This is a genomic window from Acidimicrobiia bacterium (assembly GCA_029210695.1).
GTDB lineage: Bacteria > Actinomycetota > Acidimicrobiia > Spongiisociales > JAHEDJ01 > JAHEDJ01.
Genome location: JARGFH010000008.1, coordinates 79,457 through 97,326, shown reverse-complemented (window position 1 = coordinate 97,326; position 17,870 = coordinate 79,457). Strand labels below are relative to the sequence as shown.

The 17,870-nt window shown below is 62.5% G+C and carries 16 protein-coding genes and 1 pseudogene; 10 read left to right on the top strand and 7 right to left on the bottom strand.

Annotated features, from left to right (window positions below):
- Positions 1–76: 76 nt before the first annotated feature.
- Positions 77–333 (bottom strand): annotated as a pseudogene (locus P1T08_04425) (transposase).
- Between the two features lie 523 nt (positions 334–856).
- Positions 857–1,987, bottom strand: a complete 1,131-nt coding sequence (locus tag P1T08_04420; GenBank protein MDF1595332.1) for a cytochrome c3 family protein — start codon at positions 1,985–1,987, stop codon at positions 857–859.
- A gap of 317 nt (positions 1,988–2,304) precedes the next feature.
- Between P1T08_04420 and P1T08_04415 the strand changes: the two genes are divergently transcribed.
- Positions 2,305–3,807: a cytochrome c3 family protein gene (locus P1T08_04415; protein ID MDF1595331.1), complete on the top strand. Its 1,503-nt coding sequence runs from the start codon at positions 2,305–2,307 to the stop codon at positions 3,805–3,807.
- Positions 3,808–3,991: 184 nt separating this feature from the next.
- Positions 3,992–4,417: an Rrf2 family transcriptional regulator gene (locus P1T08_04410; GenBank protein MDF1595330.1), complete on the top strand. Its 426-nt coding sequence runs from the start codon at positions 3,992–3,994 to the stop codon at positions 4,415–4,417.
- A 7-nt stretch (positions 4,418–4,424) separates the two neighbouring features.
- On the opposite strand, the gene P1T08_04405 is transcribed toward P1T08_04410, so the two are convergent.
- Both P1T08_04405 and P1T08_04400 read right to left on the bottom strand, forming a co-directional pair.
- Complete coding sequence (locus P1T08_04405; GenBank protein ID MDF1595329.1) at positions 4,425–4,763, bottom strand: hypothetical protein; 339 nt, start codon at positions 4,761–4,763, stop codon at positions 4,425–4,427.
- Between the two features lie 51 nt (positions 4,764–4,814).
- On the bottom strand, positions 4,815–5,225 hold the full coding sequence (locus P1T08_04400) for a hypothetical protein (protein ID MDF1595328.1): 411 nt from the start codon (positions 5,223–5,225) through the stop codon (positions 4,815–4,817).
- Between the two features lie 152 nt (positions 5,226–5,377).
- Between P1T08_04400 and P1T08_04395 the strand changes: the two genes are divergently transcribed.
- The 8 genes from P1T08_04395 to P1T08_04360 all read left to right on the top strand — a co-directional run bounded on the left by P1T08_04395 (position 5,378) and on the right by P1T08_04360 (position 13,901).
- On the top strand, positions 5,378–6,406 hold the full coding sequence (locus tag P1T08_04395; protein MDF1595327.1) for a hypothetical protein: 1,029 nt from the start codon (positions 5,378–5,380) through the stop codon (positions 6,404–6,406).
- A complete protein-coding gene (locus tag P1T08_04390; GenBank protein ID MDF1595326.1) occupies positions 6,403–7,239 on the top strand; it encodes a hypothetical protein in 837 nt (278 codons plus the stop codon). The genes P1T08_04395 and P1T08_04390 overlap by 4 nt, the downstream gene beginning before the upstream one ends.
- Positions 7,236–7,895: a hypothetical protein gene (locus tag P1T08_04385; GenBank protein ID MDF1595325.1), complete on the top strand. Its 660-nt coding sequence runs from the start codon at positions 7,236–7,238 to the stop codon at positions 7,893–7,895. The genes P1T08_04390 and P1T08_04385 overlap by 4 nt, the downstream gene beginning before the upstream one ends.
- Positions 7,882–8,538 carry a tetratricopeptide repeat protein gene (locus tag P1T08_04380; protein ID MDF1595324.1) on the top strand — a complete coding sequence of 219 codons (657 nt, stop codon included), beginning with the start codon at positions 7,882–7,884 and terminating at the stop codon, positions 8,536–8,538. Before P1T08_04385 ends, P1T08_04380 begins: the two co-directional genes overlap by 14 nt.
- Positions 8,539–8,651: 113 nt before the next feature.
- Entirely contained in the window at positions 8,652–9,737 is a 1,086-nt protein-coding gene (locus tag P1T08_04375; protein MDF1595323.1) for a 6-bladed beta-propeller, read from the top strand.
- 151 nt (positions 9,738–9,888) lie between these two features.
- Positions 9,889–11,148, top strand: coding sequence for an ISL3 family transposase (locus tag P1T08_04370; protein MDF1595322.1), 1,260 nt, complete (start codon positions 9,889–9,891; stop codon positions 11,146–11,148).
- Between the two features lie 142 nt (positions 11,149–11,290).
- Positions 11,291–12,400, top strand: a complete 1,110-nt coding sequence (locus P1T08_04365; protein MDF1595321.1) for a cytochrome c3 family protein — start codon at positions 11,291–11,293, stop codon at positions 12,398–12,400.
- Positions 12,393–13,901, top strand: coding sequence for a cytochrome b/b6 domain-containing protein (locus P1T08_04360; GenBank protein ID MDF1595320.1), 1,509 nt, complete (start codon positions 12,393–12,395; stop codon positions 13,899–13,901). Before P1T08_04365 ends, P1T08_04360 begins: the two co-directional genes overlap by 8 nt.
- Before the next feature lie 563 nt (positions 13,902–14,464).
- Here the strand turns inward: P1T08_04360 and P1T08_04355 are convergent.
- From P1T08_04355 to P1T08_04345, 3 genes are all read right to left on the bottom strand, one after another.
- Positions 14,465–16,060 (bottom strand): NapC/NirT family cytochrome c, encoded by a 1,596-nt coding sequence (locus P1T08_04355; protein MDF1595319.1) that lies wholly within the window; start codon positions 16,058–16,060, stop codon positions 14,465–14,467.
- A 135-nt stretch (positions 16,061–16,195) separates the two neighbouring features.
- The gene (locus P1T08_04350; GenBank protein ID MDF1595318.1) at positions 16,196–16,828 is read right to left on the bottom strand and encodes a nucleoside deaminase; all 633 of its coding nucleotides are present in this window, start codon (positions 16,826–16,828) and stop codon (positions 16,196–16,198) included.
- Positions 16,829–17,641, bottom strand: a complete 813-nt coding sequence (locus P1T08_04345; GenBank protein ID MDF1595317.1) for a prephenate dehydratase domain-containing protein — start codon at positions 17,639–17,641, stop codon at positions 16,829–16,831.
- Positions 17,642–17,870 lie beyond the last annotated feature (229 nt).

The following is a 17,870-nucleotide window of genomic DNA, read 5'->3' as shown; positions in this document are numbered from 1 at the left end:
CAACTAGCATCCAAACCCAACCCAAGGTGAGGAATTTCGATGAGCAACCCTGGGGAATTTCAGCGAGCGGCGTCAACGTGATCCCCAACGCCTCCACCAGCCCTTCGACCCTGCGAGTGGAAACGCCCCGAACGTAGGCTTCCGAGACGACTTGGATGAACGCCCGCTCCGAACGGGTCCTCGCATCCAGGAGCCAGTCCGGGAAATACGAACCAGTCCGCAGCTATTGACCCGGTCCACCGAGACCTCCCCGTAGCCGGCACCGCACACCACATCCGCTTCGGTTCCCATCAACTCCTCGGCGAAGCTGCGCACCATCTCACGCAGCAAGTCGTTGTCGCCGGTCTCGAGCTGCTTGCGCAGCCACACCAACGCGTCCATGCTTTTATTGATCACCGCGTTACTCCTCACGCTCGCTTGCACGTGTTCGTGAGGCTGACGCGGTGAACACCGATAAGGAAGGACCCTCAGACCCTCCCGTACACCACGTCAATGGACGTAACTTCACGTTCTCCCACCGTCAACACATCAGCCCGCGGTTTATGACCTTCCAAATGCAACATGCGGCCATGCTCGCTGACCAGCTGATCAACCGCCCGCGGTGACACACCAGCCACCACAGCAGCCTGATCAATCGTTGCACCCCTGCCTATCGCCAACAACGCCTCACGCGCCACCAACCACGGAATCTTGGGACGGCCCACAACCCACCTCCAAAGCCACCCCGTCGCCCACACCACCTGAAGCCACGGGCGCTATACGCCCAGAAGTGACGCAAGAAGGGGTTTGGGGTGGGACAGAGAAGTGGGGAGCCTTTCGGCTCCCCACTTCGGGTAGTCGGTAAGTTACAGGTCGTCTACGGCAGGCTTCCCCTCGTGTGGCAGCTGATGCAGAGTGCGTCAGGCAACGCCCGCAGGAAGGCCGCATTTGGCGACGTATGCGGGAAGTCGAAGGCCGTCGCAACAGTGAATCGACCTCGCGAGTCGACATCCGAAGGGTTGCCGTGGCAAGCCAGGCAGCCCGTCGGGTGATTGTGAATGCCCGCAGTATCGATCGACTTCGAATCATGGCACTTTGAGCACCACACCGATACATCATGCGCGTGGTTGTCGAACTTGAAGCTCGACTTGCTCCCCCATGTGTGATTCGGATATGACGACAGCAGCTTGTAGCCGAACAGCGAAGAGGGCTTGCCCTCTTCATCGTTGATCGTCAGCGCGTCGAATCGCTTCGCACAGGCGGTGCCGACGCCGGTGCCAATCATTACATCGGCCGCGGCTTCACATGCGAACCAGTCGGCATTCGGGTTTGTCGCGTCGCCGGAGTAGTCCAACCAGAGTTGCGTATTCCCCTGATAGAAGTGCACACCCTCGTCGCCAGGACTGGTTGCCGTCGGTTCGACCGGATCATTCACAACCTGGCCGTACTCGCCGTGTGCCGTGTGGCAACTGGCGCAGTAAAGACCGCCGGCGTACTCACCTGCAGTGCCCGCACCCGCCGCAACGGCAGAATCGGTTCCGAGGAACCGTCCACGGTATTGGTAGGCAGACTGCGTCATCGGGTTGCCGTCAATGTCTGTAGCACCGATCGTGTGCTCTTCGCCCACCCCACCCGTTAGGTCGTAGGCACTGAACGACGACGTCGTACCGAGTGTCTTGACCGACCCGTCGGGGTTGAGATTTGGCGTTGGATTGTGGCTCGGAACCGTTACTCCGCCTCCACCCAACCTCGGCAACGCATGGCAAGTCTGACAGACGGCTGTCACACTGACTGCCCCCATGAGACCGTACGATCCGTTTGCATTATGGACGTCATGACATTGCAGACAGAACTGCGTAGTCGACGAGTACCCACCATGCGGATCAACTGCCCCGGCAGCTGGATCACCAACATTGCTCGCATCCTGCGCCATCGCCCCCGTTACCGGGACCAACATCGCAGCCATTACACACACAACGAGTCCGACGGTTCTGAATCGCCGTCTCATTCGCCCTCCTCCCTGTCGGGTTCGGAACCCGACTCATGGGAGCTGCATGCTCCCCTTCTGTTTCTCGCAACCCGCATCGCGATGCCGCCAAGAAGCCTGGCGATGCGTAATCCCTAACCTCGACGTAATCAGACCTTTTAGGTCAAATATGCCGATAGCACTTGGCTCATTCATCACTCTATGTGTTTCCCGACACAGCGTCAAGTTGAGGAATGGCCCTATCGCGACAGGGCCATTCGGCCCCATCAACGGGGCGCATCGCACTACCGAAATCGCCCGAAATAGGTATGATTTACTCTTAGGGTGGCGGAGGATATTTGACCAAACTCGTCAGGTTTCGAGTACCGGGCGCACAATGGCGGCGGATCGCTCTTGCGACCACGCTGAGCGTTGTGTTCGGTGCCCTTACATTCTTGCCGGCTGCGGCCGGACCGGACCAACGCGCGGACACGGCAGCAACTTCAATGCCCTTTGCGATCCTCGCGGTGGCTCAGGCAGTTGAGTTCCCGGACCCTCACGGTCTCCTCAGCGCCGCCACGAACGGGTGTCTCTCCTGCCACGACGTCCACAATGCCGCCGGAACCACATTGCTGGCAACCGCCACCGAAAAGGAAGCCTGCTACCGATGCCACGACGGGAGTGGATCGACGTCCGACATCCGCGCAGAGTTCGGCGAGTCGAATCTGGGGGAGAGCACCCAACCTTCGTATCATCCCCTCCCCCACGCGCTCGACGGATACTCGGTCACGTGTGGCGACTGCCACACGCCACATCAGGCTCGATCCGAGTTCACGAAACTCCTGCGCATCAACGATGGTTCCGGTGGCTGGGTCTACTCGCCGGTCGGCACTCCGATTGGCAACACCTACTGCTACCGGTGCCACGGTGCCGCCTCTCCATTCCCCGCTCCGTTTGGCGATCAGACTGCGTTTGACGGAGGCGTTCACCAAATGCTCGGGGGCGATCCTCCCTCGGGATCGGGCATCCAGTGCGTGAACTGCCACAACGGCCATGGCTCGGCCTACCCGGGCCTCTCCCAACAAGAGGCCACCTGCTTCACCTGCCACAACACGGCAACGCCCAACACCAACCCCGATCTTCCCTTCGACACCACCGACCTCGAGTACGCCTTCACGGCGGCAGCCAACGACTACGACCCCACCGACGCCGACGGCTTGATTCGCATCTACCACCACCCCATCGGCGACCATGAACAAGACGTTGGTAGCCGTGAGGTCGAGTGCGCGTCATGTCACAACGCTCATCGGGTTGACCGTGAGTACTCAGCAACTGGGAGCAAGATCTCGAATCCGGGAGACACCCGAGGCGACGTCGCCATCACCTGGACGGACGGCACGTTCACCCGGGGCACCATATCGCAGTTTTGCGTTGCGTGTCACCAGGACCCGACCACGACCGCTCCAATCAACGCCGGCACCTGGGTCCCCTACGACGTGCGGCTCACCAACGACTCAGCCGTGCTGAACGGGAGCGGCGGACCCCACGACACGTTCGACGCCACGTACTATTTCACCAACGAACGGTCGGACCACGGTGCGGGCGCCCAACTCGCCTGCACCGCCTGCCACGACCCGCATGGCTCCTCGAACTCATACCTGTTGCGCGAGTATGTGATCAGCCCCGGACAGGCAGGTGTGCCCGCCGGCACCGTCGGCCCACGGGTTACCGGATTCATCGATGAGGACACCCCAGAACAGCAGGCAATCCTCTCTGACTTCTGTGGCAGCTGCCACGGCGACCACCACACACCCAACAGGCTCTGCACACAGTGCCACAATCACGGATCGACGCGGTTCTGATGACAGACCCGACCTCCATCCCCCCGCGAATGCCATTGGGCCCTACAGGACGCCAGTTGACTGCGAGTACCGTCGCGGTTGGACCCGGGATGGCTGTCAGGAGCCGCGGGTTGGGCCACATGGGAGAGAGGCGAGGGTCCGCAATGGTTTGTGAATGCCGTGAGTGGTCGAGAGGGGGCCCACGGTGTTGATCACCCGCGAGGTCGACTATGCCGTGCGCTGTGTTCTCGACGTAGCCCGCACCGGGCACACCTCCACCGGAGCAGTCGCGGAACGGGCCGGGATACCCCCATCGATCCTCGGGCGCATCGTGGCGGCCGTGTCGAAAGCGGGCATACTCACCACCAGACGAGGAGTCAACGGCGGGATCGATCTTGCGCGCGATCCAAGCGAGATCAGCCTGCTCAACGTCATAGAGGCCGTGCAAGGCCCACTCTTCGTCAACATCTGCTGCGAGCATCCCGAAACCTGTGACACCGCAGCCGACTGTCCGATCCGACCCGTCTGCGAGGACGCCTTCGACGAGCTGAGGCGGGTCTTCTCGGTGACCTACGACACATTACTAAACGGCGGCCACATCCCTCTCCGCCCGTTCGTCCAAGAGGAGTAGGCGTGGATTACTTGGGGACCATCGCAGCCTGCAGCGCACCCCATCTCGCCGGGTGGTCGCGATGAGACGACGACCACGGCCCTTTGCGCTCGGCGGACTCCTCACCGTTGTTGCGTTGGTCGCCTGGCAGTTGACGGACGATCCGGCAAACGACCCACCGCTGATCCCGATTGCAGCCGCCGCCGTGGCGGCGGATTCCGACTTCGACGCGTGCCTCGAATGCCACGATGACATCGAGCACTCCCTGCAAGCCGGACTGGTGCAACTCATCGGATTTCGACACGAAGAGCACTTCTCGACTTCTGGTGACGTCGGTTGCGGCAATTGCCATGGTCTCGATACGCACGATCGCACTCCCCCGCTGACACCGAACATGGAGGATTGCTTTTCGTGCCACCTAGACGCCGGGCCGGCTCTCGAGCTGCCGTGCCTCCGGTGCCACGACAATGCCACTGTGCCTCCGCCCCAGAGCCACTTCACTGCAGAGTGGCGGGACGTTCACGGCTCTGGCGCCCTGATCAGCCAGTCGCTGTGCGAGACTTGCCACTCGCGACAAGATTTCTGTACGGCGTGCCATGGTGTCGACATACCGCACGACGACGGATGGGCGGGATATCCGCATGCGCGGGCTACGTTCGACTCGAGCATCGAATCGTGTATGAGCTGTCACGAGCGCGGACCAGATCTGACCACTCGTGATGAGTGCGACGCCTGCCACCACCCGCAGAACCCCGACGTTCCGGTCTGGAGAGAGGCTCATCCTGAGGTTGTGCGAACCGACGGTGGTGCCGGCTGTTTCGAGTGCCACGATCCCAACACCTGCGTTTCTTGCCACACACGGGGTGTAGAGGATTACTCAGCCGACCTTCGACGCCTCGCGCCACCAGCCGAAACCACAGGCGAGGCAGATTCGACCCTCGATGGCGACACCTCTGGGAACGAAGAACCAGGGGAGCGACCATGACCTTCGAGCCGCCCGGCGAGGGGCCTCCGGAGGCATTCCGCGGCAACGGTGTCGAACCGCCACCGCCGTCGCAGAGCGATCCATCGCCTCCAGACCCTCCCGAGCCACCGGATGGAAACAGCCAGACTCCGCCGTCGACCGACTTTCCCGATCGAAGGAAGCTACCGCGCGAGCTCGAGGGAGCATCCGACGGACCGCGCAGATGGCTTCTCTGGGTGCTTGGAGTGGCAGCTCTATTCGCGCTTGCGATCGGCTTCACAACCACCTATCCAGGTTCCTCACGGGCGTTCTGTGGTTCGTGCCACACTGCCGAGTCGGCCGCAACGAGTCATGGCCAATCCATTCATGCTGATGTCGCCTGCCTCGCATGTCACGGTACGACCCACGGTCTCCTCGGCGGCCTGGTCTACGTACCGACTCTGATCAGGGAAGCCGCCCAGCAAGTCACTCGGCTACCCACCGCACAGGGGGTTCTCGCCCCGGGGGCATGCAGTGAGTGTCACATCGAGATAGCGGCGAGTTCTGAACTGGTGGCCGCCGGGCATCCGGGACCAGATGCTGCCTGCGACGCTTGCCACGGCCAGGTCGCTCATCCGGGTACGACCGCAGCCGTTTCCCGTCCAGGGGATCCGCATCCAGCCGACTACTCGTTCACCCACGGCCGCGACGCCGTCGCCGAACCGACCGCGTGTGTCGATTGCCACGCCTCAGACTTCTGCTCGGCGTGTCACGTCGGAGCGACCTATCCGCACCCGGGAGACTGGACCACGATGCACGGGCCGGAGAGCATCGGAGATCGCGGCGCCAGCTGTACGTCGTGTCATGCGCCCTCCTTCTGCGCAGGCTGCCACGGGACCGAAATACCGCATCCGGAAAACTGGGTTGGGCTGCACTTCCGGTCGGTGGAAACGCCTCAAGCGTCGGCTTGCGCCACGTGCCATTCCATCCGCGACTGCAGTGTCTGCCATGTCAAACACTCGGTGCACACCGAGCAACGGCTCTACGACTGGGACATAGTGCCGTGAACAGATTCACCCTGATCGTCGCGTCTGTCATCAGCCTCTTCATTATCGAAGGTGCAATTGTCGGAGCGGTGCTCGTCTCACCCGATGCGAGGGACGGCCTTGGACGATTTGCTGAAGACGTGGTCGTGCTGTGGGCAGGCAGCGACGAACGGCCCGGCCTCCTCTCGCGGTTCGTCGATGAAGCGGACCAGTCCATCGATCGCTGGGTTCTGCCAGTCTGGCAACAGCCGACAGCAGAAGCCGCGGTGCCATCGGAGTTCTCTGAGTGCGCCGACTGCCACGAGAACTACTGGACGAACGTTCGGTCCAGCGATTTGTACTTCAACCATCCCACCCATGCGGAAGCCGGTCTCACTTGCGAAGCCTGTCACACAGATCTGACACACCCGAACCCGCTGGCACCCCCAGAGCGAGTGTGCGCCGAATGCCATACACAAGTTGCGTCGGAGAGCCAGTGCCAGTACTGCCATGTGCCCGGGTCATTGCCCCACTACTACGACTTCGCCATACCTCGTGGTGGCTACGTCGACTGCGGCACCTGTCACCTTCCCGATTCGTTCCATCCCGGGCAGGATCACAGCCTCATTTTACCGGGGTCGTTTGACGGGACCGATCGCGACTCCTGCACCGCTTGCCATAGCGCCTCAACCTGCGCGAACTGTCATGACATCAACCACCCGGACGGCTGGAACGCAACCCACGGCGCCGATGTAGATGAAGGAGGTGCCAACAACTGTGGCACCTGCCACACAGCGACCTATTGCTCGGACGCTTGTCACGCCGGAGTTCGACCCCGCTCACGACCACTACCCATCGGAGGTACATCAGGATGAAGCTGCGCCGCAACACCGGGAGTGCTCTTTTCCTCGCGGTCTTGGCTATCACTGCCCCGGCATGTGAATCGTCTGAACCCGCCGGGCCGATCATCGCCACAGTGGATGGCCGTCCTGTCTACGAATCGGTGGCGGATTCTCGCATTGCAGGCATCGCGCAATTACACGGGGGCGATATCGAGGTAGCGCTTGGCGAGGATTGGCGGGTCGTTGTGCTTCGGACGCTCACCGACGACATCATCGTAGAGATTGAAGCCGAAGAGCGAGGCGTAGCCGTCTCCGATGGCGATGTTGACCAAGCACTAGACGATCTACGCGCTGCCATCGGCGGCGGCGACGAGTGGGAAGCCTGGCTGGCTCAAAACGGAATCGACGAGCAGGAGGCACGCCGCCGTTTGTACCTCCAGGAGTCCTCGTCACGGGTGTACCGGGCGATCACTGAAGGCATCGAGGCAACCGAGGAAAATGCCGAGGCCTACTACAACGCGAACCCCGACCAGTTCAAAGACTCTGGTGGCACGCTCCCCTTCATCGAGGTGAGGAACTCCTTGATGGATGAACTAACTGGAGACATGCAAGAAGCCGCATTCGTAGACTGGCTGGAAACCCGACGGGACGAAGTCGAAGTAGAGGTATTGGCAGATGACTGGAAGTAAGAGAGCGCAGCCGATCCCGACTGGTCTTCTGACCATCGTGGTTGTCCTGATGATCGTCGTGACCGGTCTGGGAGGCGCGATCGTCTTTCTACAGCTCCGCCCCGATCCCGTACCGGAGACGATGACCGCCCTCGAGATTACATCCTGGCGCGACACCGTTGATAAAAACCCTGGTGCCGCCTGGGCTCTCGCCGGCCTCGGAAATGCACTGCTCCGAAACGGCGAAGCCGAAGAAGCTCGGCAAACACTCGAGCGCGCACTGGAAATCGACCCCAACCAGTGGTCGGCACTACTGGACCTCGCTGTCATGGTGAGGAGGGAAGATCAAAACAGGGCAACCGAGATGCTCACCCGGTCGGCCGAATACGCTCCGCGAGAAAACAAGGCGCTGCCGTTCATCGCTCTCGGCGACCTGCTGCTCGAGATGGATCGGCCCACGGAAGCCCAGGAGGCTTTCCAAGAGGCCATCGCGGACAATCGTTTCGTCTCAGACGCGCACTTCGGGCTCGGTAGAGCGCTGGAGGCGCAGGGCGAGATCGATAGTGCAATCGCCGCATACGAACAAGCGTCAGCCTTCAACCCCACAAACACCGACATCCGCGATGCGCTCGCCAGGCTCGGTGCCGCTGCCACGACACCATAGGAGCAACCATGGAAGCAAACCCACCTCAAGGCCCAGGCACAACCCCCGGCCCACCACCCCCAACCTCAACGGGAGGAACCGAGCCTGTTGAAGCCGATCGCCGCGGAAGAAGGATGCTGCTGGGCCTCATCGTATTGCTCGTAATCGCGGCGGGTATCCTGGCAATAACGCTGATCTGGATATTGCGTCCGGATTCCGATGCAGGAAACCTGGCGCTCCCAGCCGACTGTCCAATGGTATTCGAGAAAACCATCATCGGATTCGGGTCGGGTGCCGACGAGTTACTGCTCCAACCCCTAGCGACACAGTTCGATGTGAACGGGAATGTGCTCGTGGCCGACACCGGTAACGGCAGAATTCTCGTATTCGGACCCGAGAAGGAGCTCATCAACGTCATCGGAGCGGACGAAGGCCCCGGCAAACTATGGGGACCCTACAGCATGGCGTTTTCCGCGGATCAGCAGAGGTTGTACGTCGCCGATTGGGCGCTTCGAGCGATCTTGATCTATTCAGCTGACGGCAGATACATCGAGACCTTCCCGGCAGTAGACCAGGATTTCGACGTCTTTGGACCGGACGGGTTCTCCCCCTACGAGGTACGCGTGTGGAAAGACCAGATCGTGGCCGCCAGCAACGACGGGCTCTACTTCTTCGATCGATCGGGCCACGTTGTCGACCGCTGGGGAGGCGACGCCAGGGGGTCCGGGGCCGGGGAATTCGCTTTCCCCGACGCATTCACAATTGATGAGGAGACCGGCACGTTCTACGTTGCCGACACGCTCAACCGCCGCATAGTCGCCCTCGACGAGACGGGCGAAGTCCTGTGGATCTCCGGTGAGCGTGACGTCGATGGAGAAATCGTCAGCTTCTGGCAACTTCCGCGAGGAATCGCCATCGGATCCGACGGAAATCTCTACGTGGTGGACACCTTCAGAGCACAAGACAAGTGCTCCGGCGCCGGACACATCGTTGTTCTCAACCCAGATGGGGAGCTGATTTCGGAGTTCGGTGCGGCCGGCATCGCGGAGACATCTCTCAACTTCCCCGAGAAGCTCGCCGTGGCCCCGGATGGGTCGTTCGCGCTGGCCGACCGCGAGAACAACCGTGTCGTGCTCTTCACCGTTGCGACGCCACTGCCGTCTGCCAACGACCTGGAGCAGGCGGCCTACGCGAGGACTTACCAACCACCCGAGGGCTGACCCCGCTCGACACCCGGGCCAAAGGGGGGCTTCGCGTTTGAGTGGGGTGTGATCGGTGGGGATCCTCGACGAGTAACAGGGACTCGACGAATCTGGAGGTGTTTTAGGCCTTCGAGATTCGGGAGTCCCTGTGTCGTGTGATGCTATTGCCATGTGCGAGCTGCTGGTGGGGTTGCCCGCCGTCAACGTGTTGGAGGTGACCGATGCCGACACCCATCTTCGAGTGATGGTCGAGACCAGAGGAGAACGTCCGTCGTGTCCCGCCTGTGGGTCGGCGGTGACGGTGAACGATCGGAACATGGTCGAGTTGACGGATCTGCCCTGTTTCGGACGGCCGACGGTGTTGGCGTGGCGCAAGATCCGCTGGGCATGCCCGTTGAGGTGCGGGTCGTTCACCGAGCAGGCACCGGCAATCGCCGCATCCCGGTTGAAGTTGACGGATCGGGCGGGCCGGTGGGCGACGGTGCAGGTGGGTCGTCATGGCCGATCAGTCACGGAGGTGGCCAAGGATCTGGGCTGCGGCTGGCATCCGGTGATGGACGCCGTCGCTGCCTACGGTCAAGCCCTGGTCGACGACCCGGCACGGTTCGGAGACGTGTCGGCCCTGGGGTTGGATGAGACGTTGCGGTGCCGTGTCGGGGAATGGCGCCGCCAGGAGTGGACCACTCAGATCGTCGACGTGGAAGCCGGCCAGTTGCTCGATGTGGTGGCCGGCCGCGCCGCTTCGGGTCCGATCGAATGGCTCGAGAAGCAGACAGGCGAGTGGCGGGGCCGGATCCGGTGGGCGACGTTGGACTTGTCGGGACCGTACCGGAAAGTGTTCGATGTGATGCTTCCCGACGCTGTCCAGGTGGCCGACCCGTTCCACCTTGTACGCCTCGCCAACTCGAAGCTGGACGAGTGCCGCCGCCGAGTCCAGAACGAGACCGTCGGGCATCGAGGCAGAAAAGACGACCCGTTGTATCGGGCACGGCGGTTGTTGACCAAAGCCCATGAGCGGCTCGACCAAGCCGGCGAGCTGAAACTGACCGGTCTGCTCAAGGCGGGCGACCCTCGGGGTGAGGTGCAGATGACCTGGCATGCCAAAGAGACCATCCGGTCCATCTACCACTTCGACGATCACGACCTCGCCTGTGAGCTCGTCGACCAGCTCATCGACGACCTCGGAGACCGGACGATGCCCCTCGAGGTGCGTTCCCTCGGCCGCACCATCGCCCGGTGGAAGGATCAGATCGTGGCTTGGCACCGGGCTCGGGTGTCGAACGGACCAACCGAAGCGGTCAACAACCTCCTCAAGCGCGTCAAGCGGATGGCGTTCAGGATCACCAACTTCCGCAACTACCGGATCCGAACCCTCCTCTACGCCGGAAAACCCAACTGGGACCTACTCGCAACCAGCACACCCCACTGAATCGCGGAGTGCCGCCAAAGGCCCAATCAACAAAGGTGTTCCCGACCCTTTAGTAAGTGACTCAGGCCCCTGGAGTGGCCGGCGGGTCATGCGGTAGCTTGACCAAGAGAGATCGGACCAACAACCGATTCCGGAGAGATCGATGCGCACCAAGCTGCAACGGTTCGCTCTGTGGGGGATGCTGTTCATTGCCGTCATCGGATTCACTGCCCTCTCGGCGGACTTGGCCTCAGCGCAGGACTCCGCCGACTCGGAAGTCAACAATTACTGCCTAGGATGCCACAAATCCGGGAACATCATTCTGTCGTTCCCGTCGGGTGAGATGCTTCCCGCCGTGGTGCCGCGCACCGTCTTTGACGCCTCGATTCACGGTCAGGCCGGCCTCACCTGCATTGCCTGTCATACCGATATCGGGCAATACCCCCACGATCCGATGTCGGCCGTCACCCGTCGTGACCTCGCCATTGAGTTGTACACCACGTGTTTCAACTGCCATCAGAGCGAATACACCGACACGCTCGACAACATGCACACCGAGGCACTGGCCGGCGGCAACCGGGAAGCAGCCGTCTGCACTGACTGCCACGGCGCCCACAACGTGACTCACCCGAGCGCCGACACGACGGCCATCCCCCGCACTTGCCGGAACTGCCACTCGGAAATCTACGACCTGTATGCCGGCAGCATCCACGGCGCCGCCCTGCTCGAACACGACAATCAGGACGTTCCGAGCTGCACGAGTTGTCACGGTGTCCACAGTGTTGAAGGACCTTCGCACTCGCAGTTCCACTTGTTCTCACCGAAAATCTGCGAGGACTGCCACGCGGACGAAGCCCTCATGGGCAAGTACGGGATCAGCACGGCCGTCTTCGACACCTATGTGGCCGATTTCCACGGCACGACTGTCATGCTCTTCGAGGAACTGGCGCCCGACCAGAAGACCAATTCGCCGGTCTGTATCGACTGCCACGGCGTGCACAACATCCTGGCCGCCGACTCGGTCGACTCGACTGTCTACAAGGAGAACCTGCTCCTCACCTGTCAGCGGTGCCACCCCGACGCCACCGCCAACTTCCCTGACTCGTGGATGAAGCACTACCAACCAACCGCCGACCAGGCGATTTTTGTCTGGCTGGTCAACTGGTTCTACCGACTCGTCATCCCCGGCGTCGTAGGGGGCATGCTGGTCTGGGTGACGATCGATGGCATTCGCCATCTGCAGCATCGACGGAAGGCGGCCGCGAGTGTCTGACGTCCTCGAGCGCCAAGCAGCGGACGTCCAAGCGGATGACCGGATACTGCGTTTTGGAAAAGCGGATCGCATCGAGCATGCCGTCCAGGTAATCAGCTTCGCCGGCCTCGGCCTCACCGGACTTATCCAGAAGTTCTTCGAGTCGGCCATCTCTCAGTGGTGGATCGGGTTCCTCGGTGGGTTGCCGCAAGTGCGCGTTATTCATCGGTGGCTGGCGACCATCCTCATGCTCGCCGTCATCTGGCACTTTGGAAAAGCCGGATATCGCACGTACGTCGAACGGCGGCCACGGGCCATGGTCCCGAGCAAGCGCGACTGGATTGCCATCAAAGAATCGGTCGCGCTGCTGGCGGGACGGCGGCACGAACCGGTGAAACAAGGTCGGTTCACATTCGCGGAGAAAGTCGAGTACTGGTCGTTCGTCTGGGGCACCGTGTTGATGATCGCCACCGGCTACATGCTGTGGAATCCGATTTCCACCGCCAAGTTCCTCCCCGGCGATTTCATCCCGGCCGCCAAAGCAGCTCACGGTGGAGAGGCGATCCTGGCAGTGCTGGCCATCCTCGTCTGGCACATCTACCACGTGCACATCAAGCACTTCAACAGGAGCATCTTCACCGGCTACATCAGCCGGGTAGAGATGATCGAAGAACACGGCCTGGAACTCGAGGCCATAGAGGCAGGCAAGTCCGGTCCGCAGGCGACCCCGGCCCAGATGGCTGAGCGGCGGCGCAAGTTCCTGCTCGCCTTCGGCGTTGTGGCGGTCCTCATGATGGCCGGCATCTACTGGTTCGTGAGCTTCGAAGATACGTCTATCGCCACCATCGAGCCCATCGAAGACGTAGTGGCCTTCAAACCGCTGCCACCTGAGTTCCAGAACCCGAGCGGACCGGCGCTCTCTGAAGACAACCCGCTCCCGACCATCGTCATCCCCGACACCACCCTCCCCACCGAGACCACGGTGCCGCAGGGCGAAGTCACATGGGCGACGGTTGGACCCCTACTGGCCGATAACTGTGGTACCTGCCACTCAGCCTCGAACTCAATGGGCGGACTCGACCTCTCGTCATACGAGGGGGCGCTGGGTTCCGAGGGAGTTGTTGTCACCGGTGACGCCGCTGCCAGTTCCCTGGTGACGGTCCAGGAGGCCGGAGGACATCCCGGCCAATTGACCGCCGGAGATCTGGCCCTGGTCACTGCGTGGATCGACTCCGGAGCCGCCGGTGACGGCGCAACGCCGACCGCAGCACTGAGTTGGGACGGTGGAATCGGAGCGACGGCCGCTCTGCGGTGTGGCGCCTGCCACTCCGACACGGTGGCCCTCGGTGGCGTGGATCTGTCCTCGCTCTCGAATGCGCTGGCCAGCGGCGATGCGATCCTTCCCGGCGACGCCGCCGGGAGCACGCTCATCACCGTCCAGGAGGCCGGAGGCCATCCGGGTGCCTTCACTGCTGCGGAGCTGGCGACGTTCAAGGAGTGGATCGGGGCCGGCGCGCCGTAAAGCTGGGCTTCGCGCCCCTCGGCGTTCTCCCCTCACGGCAGTAGAGGGAGTCCCGAACCGAGCAAAGCGAGTGAAGGGGAGGAGGGCACCTTTCTGAGCGGGGCACCTTTCTGAGCGGGGCACCTTTCTGAGCGGGGCACCTTTCTGAGCGGGGCACCTTTCTGAGTGGGGCCCCCCTCTGTCTCGAAGACTCGACATCTCCCCCACTCCGTGGGGGAGAAACGCGTCAACAAACGACGCACCCTGCCCGAAGACCCCCCTCGCGGCGCCCCCCTGTTTTGCGACAAGGACAGGCCGGGAGAAACGCGAGAAGGGGTTCGCTGCTGCACACGCCACAACCGCGTTCTCCCCCCACGGAAGTGGGGGGAGTCCCGAACCGAGCAAAGCGAGCGAAGGGAAGGGGGGCACACCACAGGCAGCGGCCCCCTCTGTCTCTAGGACTCGACATCTCCCCCACGAACGTGGGGGAGAAACGCGTTCACGACGCACCCTGAAGAAAGACGTCTCTTTAGTCTCCCCCACCGTGGGGAGAGACGCGCGAGGGTCCCTGGAGGGAGCATGTCCTAGTAGCCGGACTCCCGGGTGTGGCACTGCGTGCACTTCACCGTTTCCCAGATGTCGCCGATCTCGAGCGGGTGAACGAAGTCCACACCGGCGATGTCGTTCTGCAACTCGTTGAGATCCGCAGACGGGCCCTGCGCGATGATCTCATGACAGCTGTCGCAGGTGGCCGAGAGCGGTTCGCCGACCTCGTTGACCTGGTCACCGCCGTGGCACCGGAAGCACCCGTCGTTGACGAAGTGGCTGAGGTTGTTCTCCCGCGCCCGGTAGTCGGTGTTCATCTCAGGGAAGAAGTTGGCCTGGTAGATCCCGAGAAGCACAGTGATCGCCTGGTCGATGTCCTCAGTCAGTTCTGCGACCCGCCCGGGATACTGCTGTTCGTAGTACTCCCGCAAGCCGGCCGGGATGCCGGCCAACGCCTCGTCGAGCGTTGCGTATTCGGCGTTGAGCAGGTCGACACTCACTGCACGGATGAACGGAAGGTCGCCGGAGATCTCGCCCTTCGACAAAGCGAGGTTGACCGACACTGCGGGAGGAGTGAACTTGTGGCTCGGGCGGTTGTGGCAATCGACACAGTCCATGACCCGTTTCTCAGTGAGCACGCTGTTGGGATCGGGATACGTGGCGGTCGGATCGGCATACACCTGCACGGACCCATCCGGCTTGGTCACCCGGAACCACGGGATGTCCTGACGCTTCTCATCCACCGCGATGTACTCGACCACGCTGTCGGTGACCATGTGCCAGTGGATGCCTTCGGCCCGGCCCGTCTGCGGGTTGCCACCCCCGATGTTGACGAGGAGGGAAATGGTCCACGGCGAGTTCTGTTCGTCGGTCCGGTAGTACTGCTTCGTCTGCAACTTCTGGCCGTAGAACTGCTCCGGCCAGTGACACTGCTCACACGTCTCTGGAGCAGGCCGGAGGCTCACCACCGGCGTGTGGATCGGCCGGGTGTAGGAGTTCCGTGCGACGGCCACAACCTGCCGGATACCGTCGATCTTCGACTGCACCCAGAATGAGGTACCCGGGCCGATATGGCATTCGACACACGGCACCCGGGCGTGGGCAGAGTCGCCGTAGGTCTCGATCTGCGGACCCATCACTGTATGGCAGGTCTCTCCGCAGAATGCCACGGACTCGGTGGCCTCGTACCCCCTGAACCCTGCATAGATGAAGATGATGACAAGCGCGGCGCTGAGGCCCAGGAACAGCCACAAGTTGCGCATATAGCGGGCGCTCGACGGGATGATCGTCAACCGCCAGCGGATGTGCTGACCGTGCCGCTTGGCCGAGGAGACCTGAACGCGGATGGCAATCAGGAACAGGAGCAGGCCGAGGAACCCGATCGCGGGCGCCCCGATGAAGGCGACGAGTGACCGATAGGGGTTCTCGGTCTCCGAGAGGTAGTCGAGACCGAGCAGCACGATGAAGACCAGGATGCCGGCCAGCATGATTGCCCCGCCCAGCGCCGCCAGCGGATGGCCGTACAACGATTGAATGGTGTAATCATCGTCGGCGGAACCGGTGGATTCGGCCTCCGGCACCTCAAGTGCGTCTTGGTCTTCCGGGTCCGGTGGCGTGTTCGACATATCATCCATGAAATACCCCTCGTCTCACCGCGAGATTATGAAGCGATCACCACTACACCATAGGGCCCATGGTCCCGAAACGGCGAGGACACCAGCGGTCTCGACTGGAGGCCAAATCATGGCATTCGCCGTAGGTCGCCGTCCCTATTGAAGGATCGGCCAGGCCTCTTCGAGCGCGGCGGCCAGACTGGTTGACTTCGGATCCAGCAACGAAGCCAGCTCACCTACCCGGCCCGCTGTGTCCAGGAGTCGCGGATCGGCCCGACCGACATGGTCGACAACCCGTCGCCAGCGGTCGGCACCCAGAAGGAACACGAGCGGCAGGACGGCCGCCCACGTTCCGTAGGGGCCGGCCAGGGGCCCTTCGACGCGCAACGGGTAGCGAGCAGTCTGCTGATTGAGATCCAACGGGAGGCCCGCCGCGCCACCGTACAGGTCGACCCCCGCATACCGGACGGTCCCAACCCGGGACACCACAACTGCTCCCATGCAATAAACACAAGGCTCGAGGGTCGTGAAGAGCGTCACATCGTCGTGTCGTTCGTCGGCCGACAACCGGCTCAGAGAGTCGATCTCTGCATGGGCGAGTAGAGATCCCGACAAACCCTCCTCGGCCGGGTCGAACACTCTGTTGCGACCACTAGCGAGGACAACCCCATCTCCACCGACCAGTGCCGATCCCACCGGAAATGAGCTGCGGGAGAATGCCTTCCAGCTTTGAAGGAAGGCCACCTTCCAGCCCTCCTCGACTCGATCCCAGGCCGCCGCCGGGTTCACTCAGCTCACTTCGGATCGGTAGGTGCCGAGATGGTGGATCTCGGCCATCGTCACCGGGTGGGGGTCGAAGACTGCCGTGAAACCTTCGGGGCCCGGCTGATGGACAAGATTGACGAAGAAGCGGTAGGTCCACGGCGTCTCGGTCGGACGCGATTCGATGCGAGTCAGGTTGGCACCCCGCAAGCCGAGCTCGGTGAGTGCCAGCGCTAGAGCACCCGGGCGGTGAAGAGTTTCAAAGGCAACGCTGGACTTGTCGGCGTCCGCCGGTATCTCAGGGTCACCCGCCTCGAGCACGACGAAGCGCGTCGTGTTGTGGAGTTTGTCCACGACGTCGCTCAAGAGGATCTCCAGCCCATGCGGCCCGGCCGCCTCAGGCGGAGCAAGCGCGGCCCGCGTCGGGTCGCCACGCTCGGCAATCATCCGCACGGCGCCCGCCGTGTCACTCACCGGCACCGGCTGCCATCCCCGCCTGGCAATCGCATCGCCTGCCTGCGACAGAGCCTCTGCATGCGAGCGGATGCTGACGACGCCATCGAGGGTGGCCCCCGGCACACCGAGGACCGCATGGCGCACCTCGACGTAGTGCTCGGCAACGATCTTGGCCCCGCCCGCCACAAGGCGGTCGAGCACCGGGAGCACACTCCCGGTCGTCGAGTTCTCGATGGGCAGGACCAACCGACCAACGTCTCCGGCAGTCAACGCTGCAAATGCATCAACGAAGTTCTCGAACCCGATCCTCTGGCGGTTGGGAAACAACTCGCCGGCAGCCCGATCGCTGTAGGAGAACGCCTCGCCCTGGTATCCAACTGGCATGGCGAAAGGGTAGCGAGTCGCGGGTCGCGAGTCGCTCGTTTGCCGGGTCGAGCGCCGGCTGCACCGGCCGACTCCGCGTCGGCTCGATATCGACTCGGTGTCGACCGCAGATCTGGCCCAAACTTGCCCCGCATAGGGGCCGGTGACCCAGCAAGAAGGGACTTCTCGCCCTGAAGTGCGGTCAAGAAGCCCGGCCAACCTGATGTAAGAGGAACGGCAAAATCGGGGA

Bases quoted from the DNA above. Each gene is read 5' to 3' on its own strand.
- P1T08_04385 (MDF1595325.1), top strand. From the start codon at position 7,236: ATGAAGCTGCGCCGCAACACCGGGAGTGCTCTTTTCCTCGCGGTCTTG.
- P1T08_04375 (MDF1595323.1), top strand. From the start codon at position 8,652: ATGCTGCTGGGCCTCATCGTATTGCTCGTAATCGCGGCGGGTATCCTG.
- P1T08_04365 (MDF1595321.1), top strand. From the start codon at position 11,291: ATGCGCACCAAGCTGCAACGGTTCGCTCTGTGGGGGATGCTGTTCATT.
- P1T08_04370 (MDF1595322.1), top strand. From the start codon at position 9,889: ATGTGCGAGCTGCTGGTGGGGTTGCCCGCCGTCAACGTGTTGGAGGTG.
- P1T08_04380 (MDF1595324.1), top strand. From the start codon at position 7,882: ATGACTGGAAGTAAGAGAGCGCAGCCGATCCCGACTGGTCTTCTGACC.
- P1T08_04395 (MDF1595327.1), top strand. From the start codon at position 5,378: ATGACCTTCGAGCCGCCCGGCGAGGGGCCTCCGGAGGCATTCCGCGGC.
- P1T08_04355 (MDF1595319.1), bottom strand. From the start codon at position 16,060: ATGGATGATATGTCGAACACGCCACCGGACCCGGAAGACCAAGACGCA.
- P1T08_04420 (MDF1595332.1), bottom strand. From the start codon at position 1,987: ATGAGACGGCGATTCAGAACCGTCGGACTCGTTGTGTGTGTAATGGCT.
- P1T08_04345 (MDF1595317.1), bottom strand. From the start codon at position 17,641: ATGCCAGTTGGATACCAGGGCGAGGCGTTCTCCTACAGCGATCGGGCT.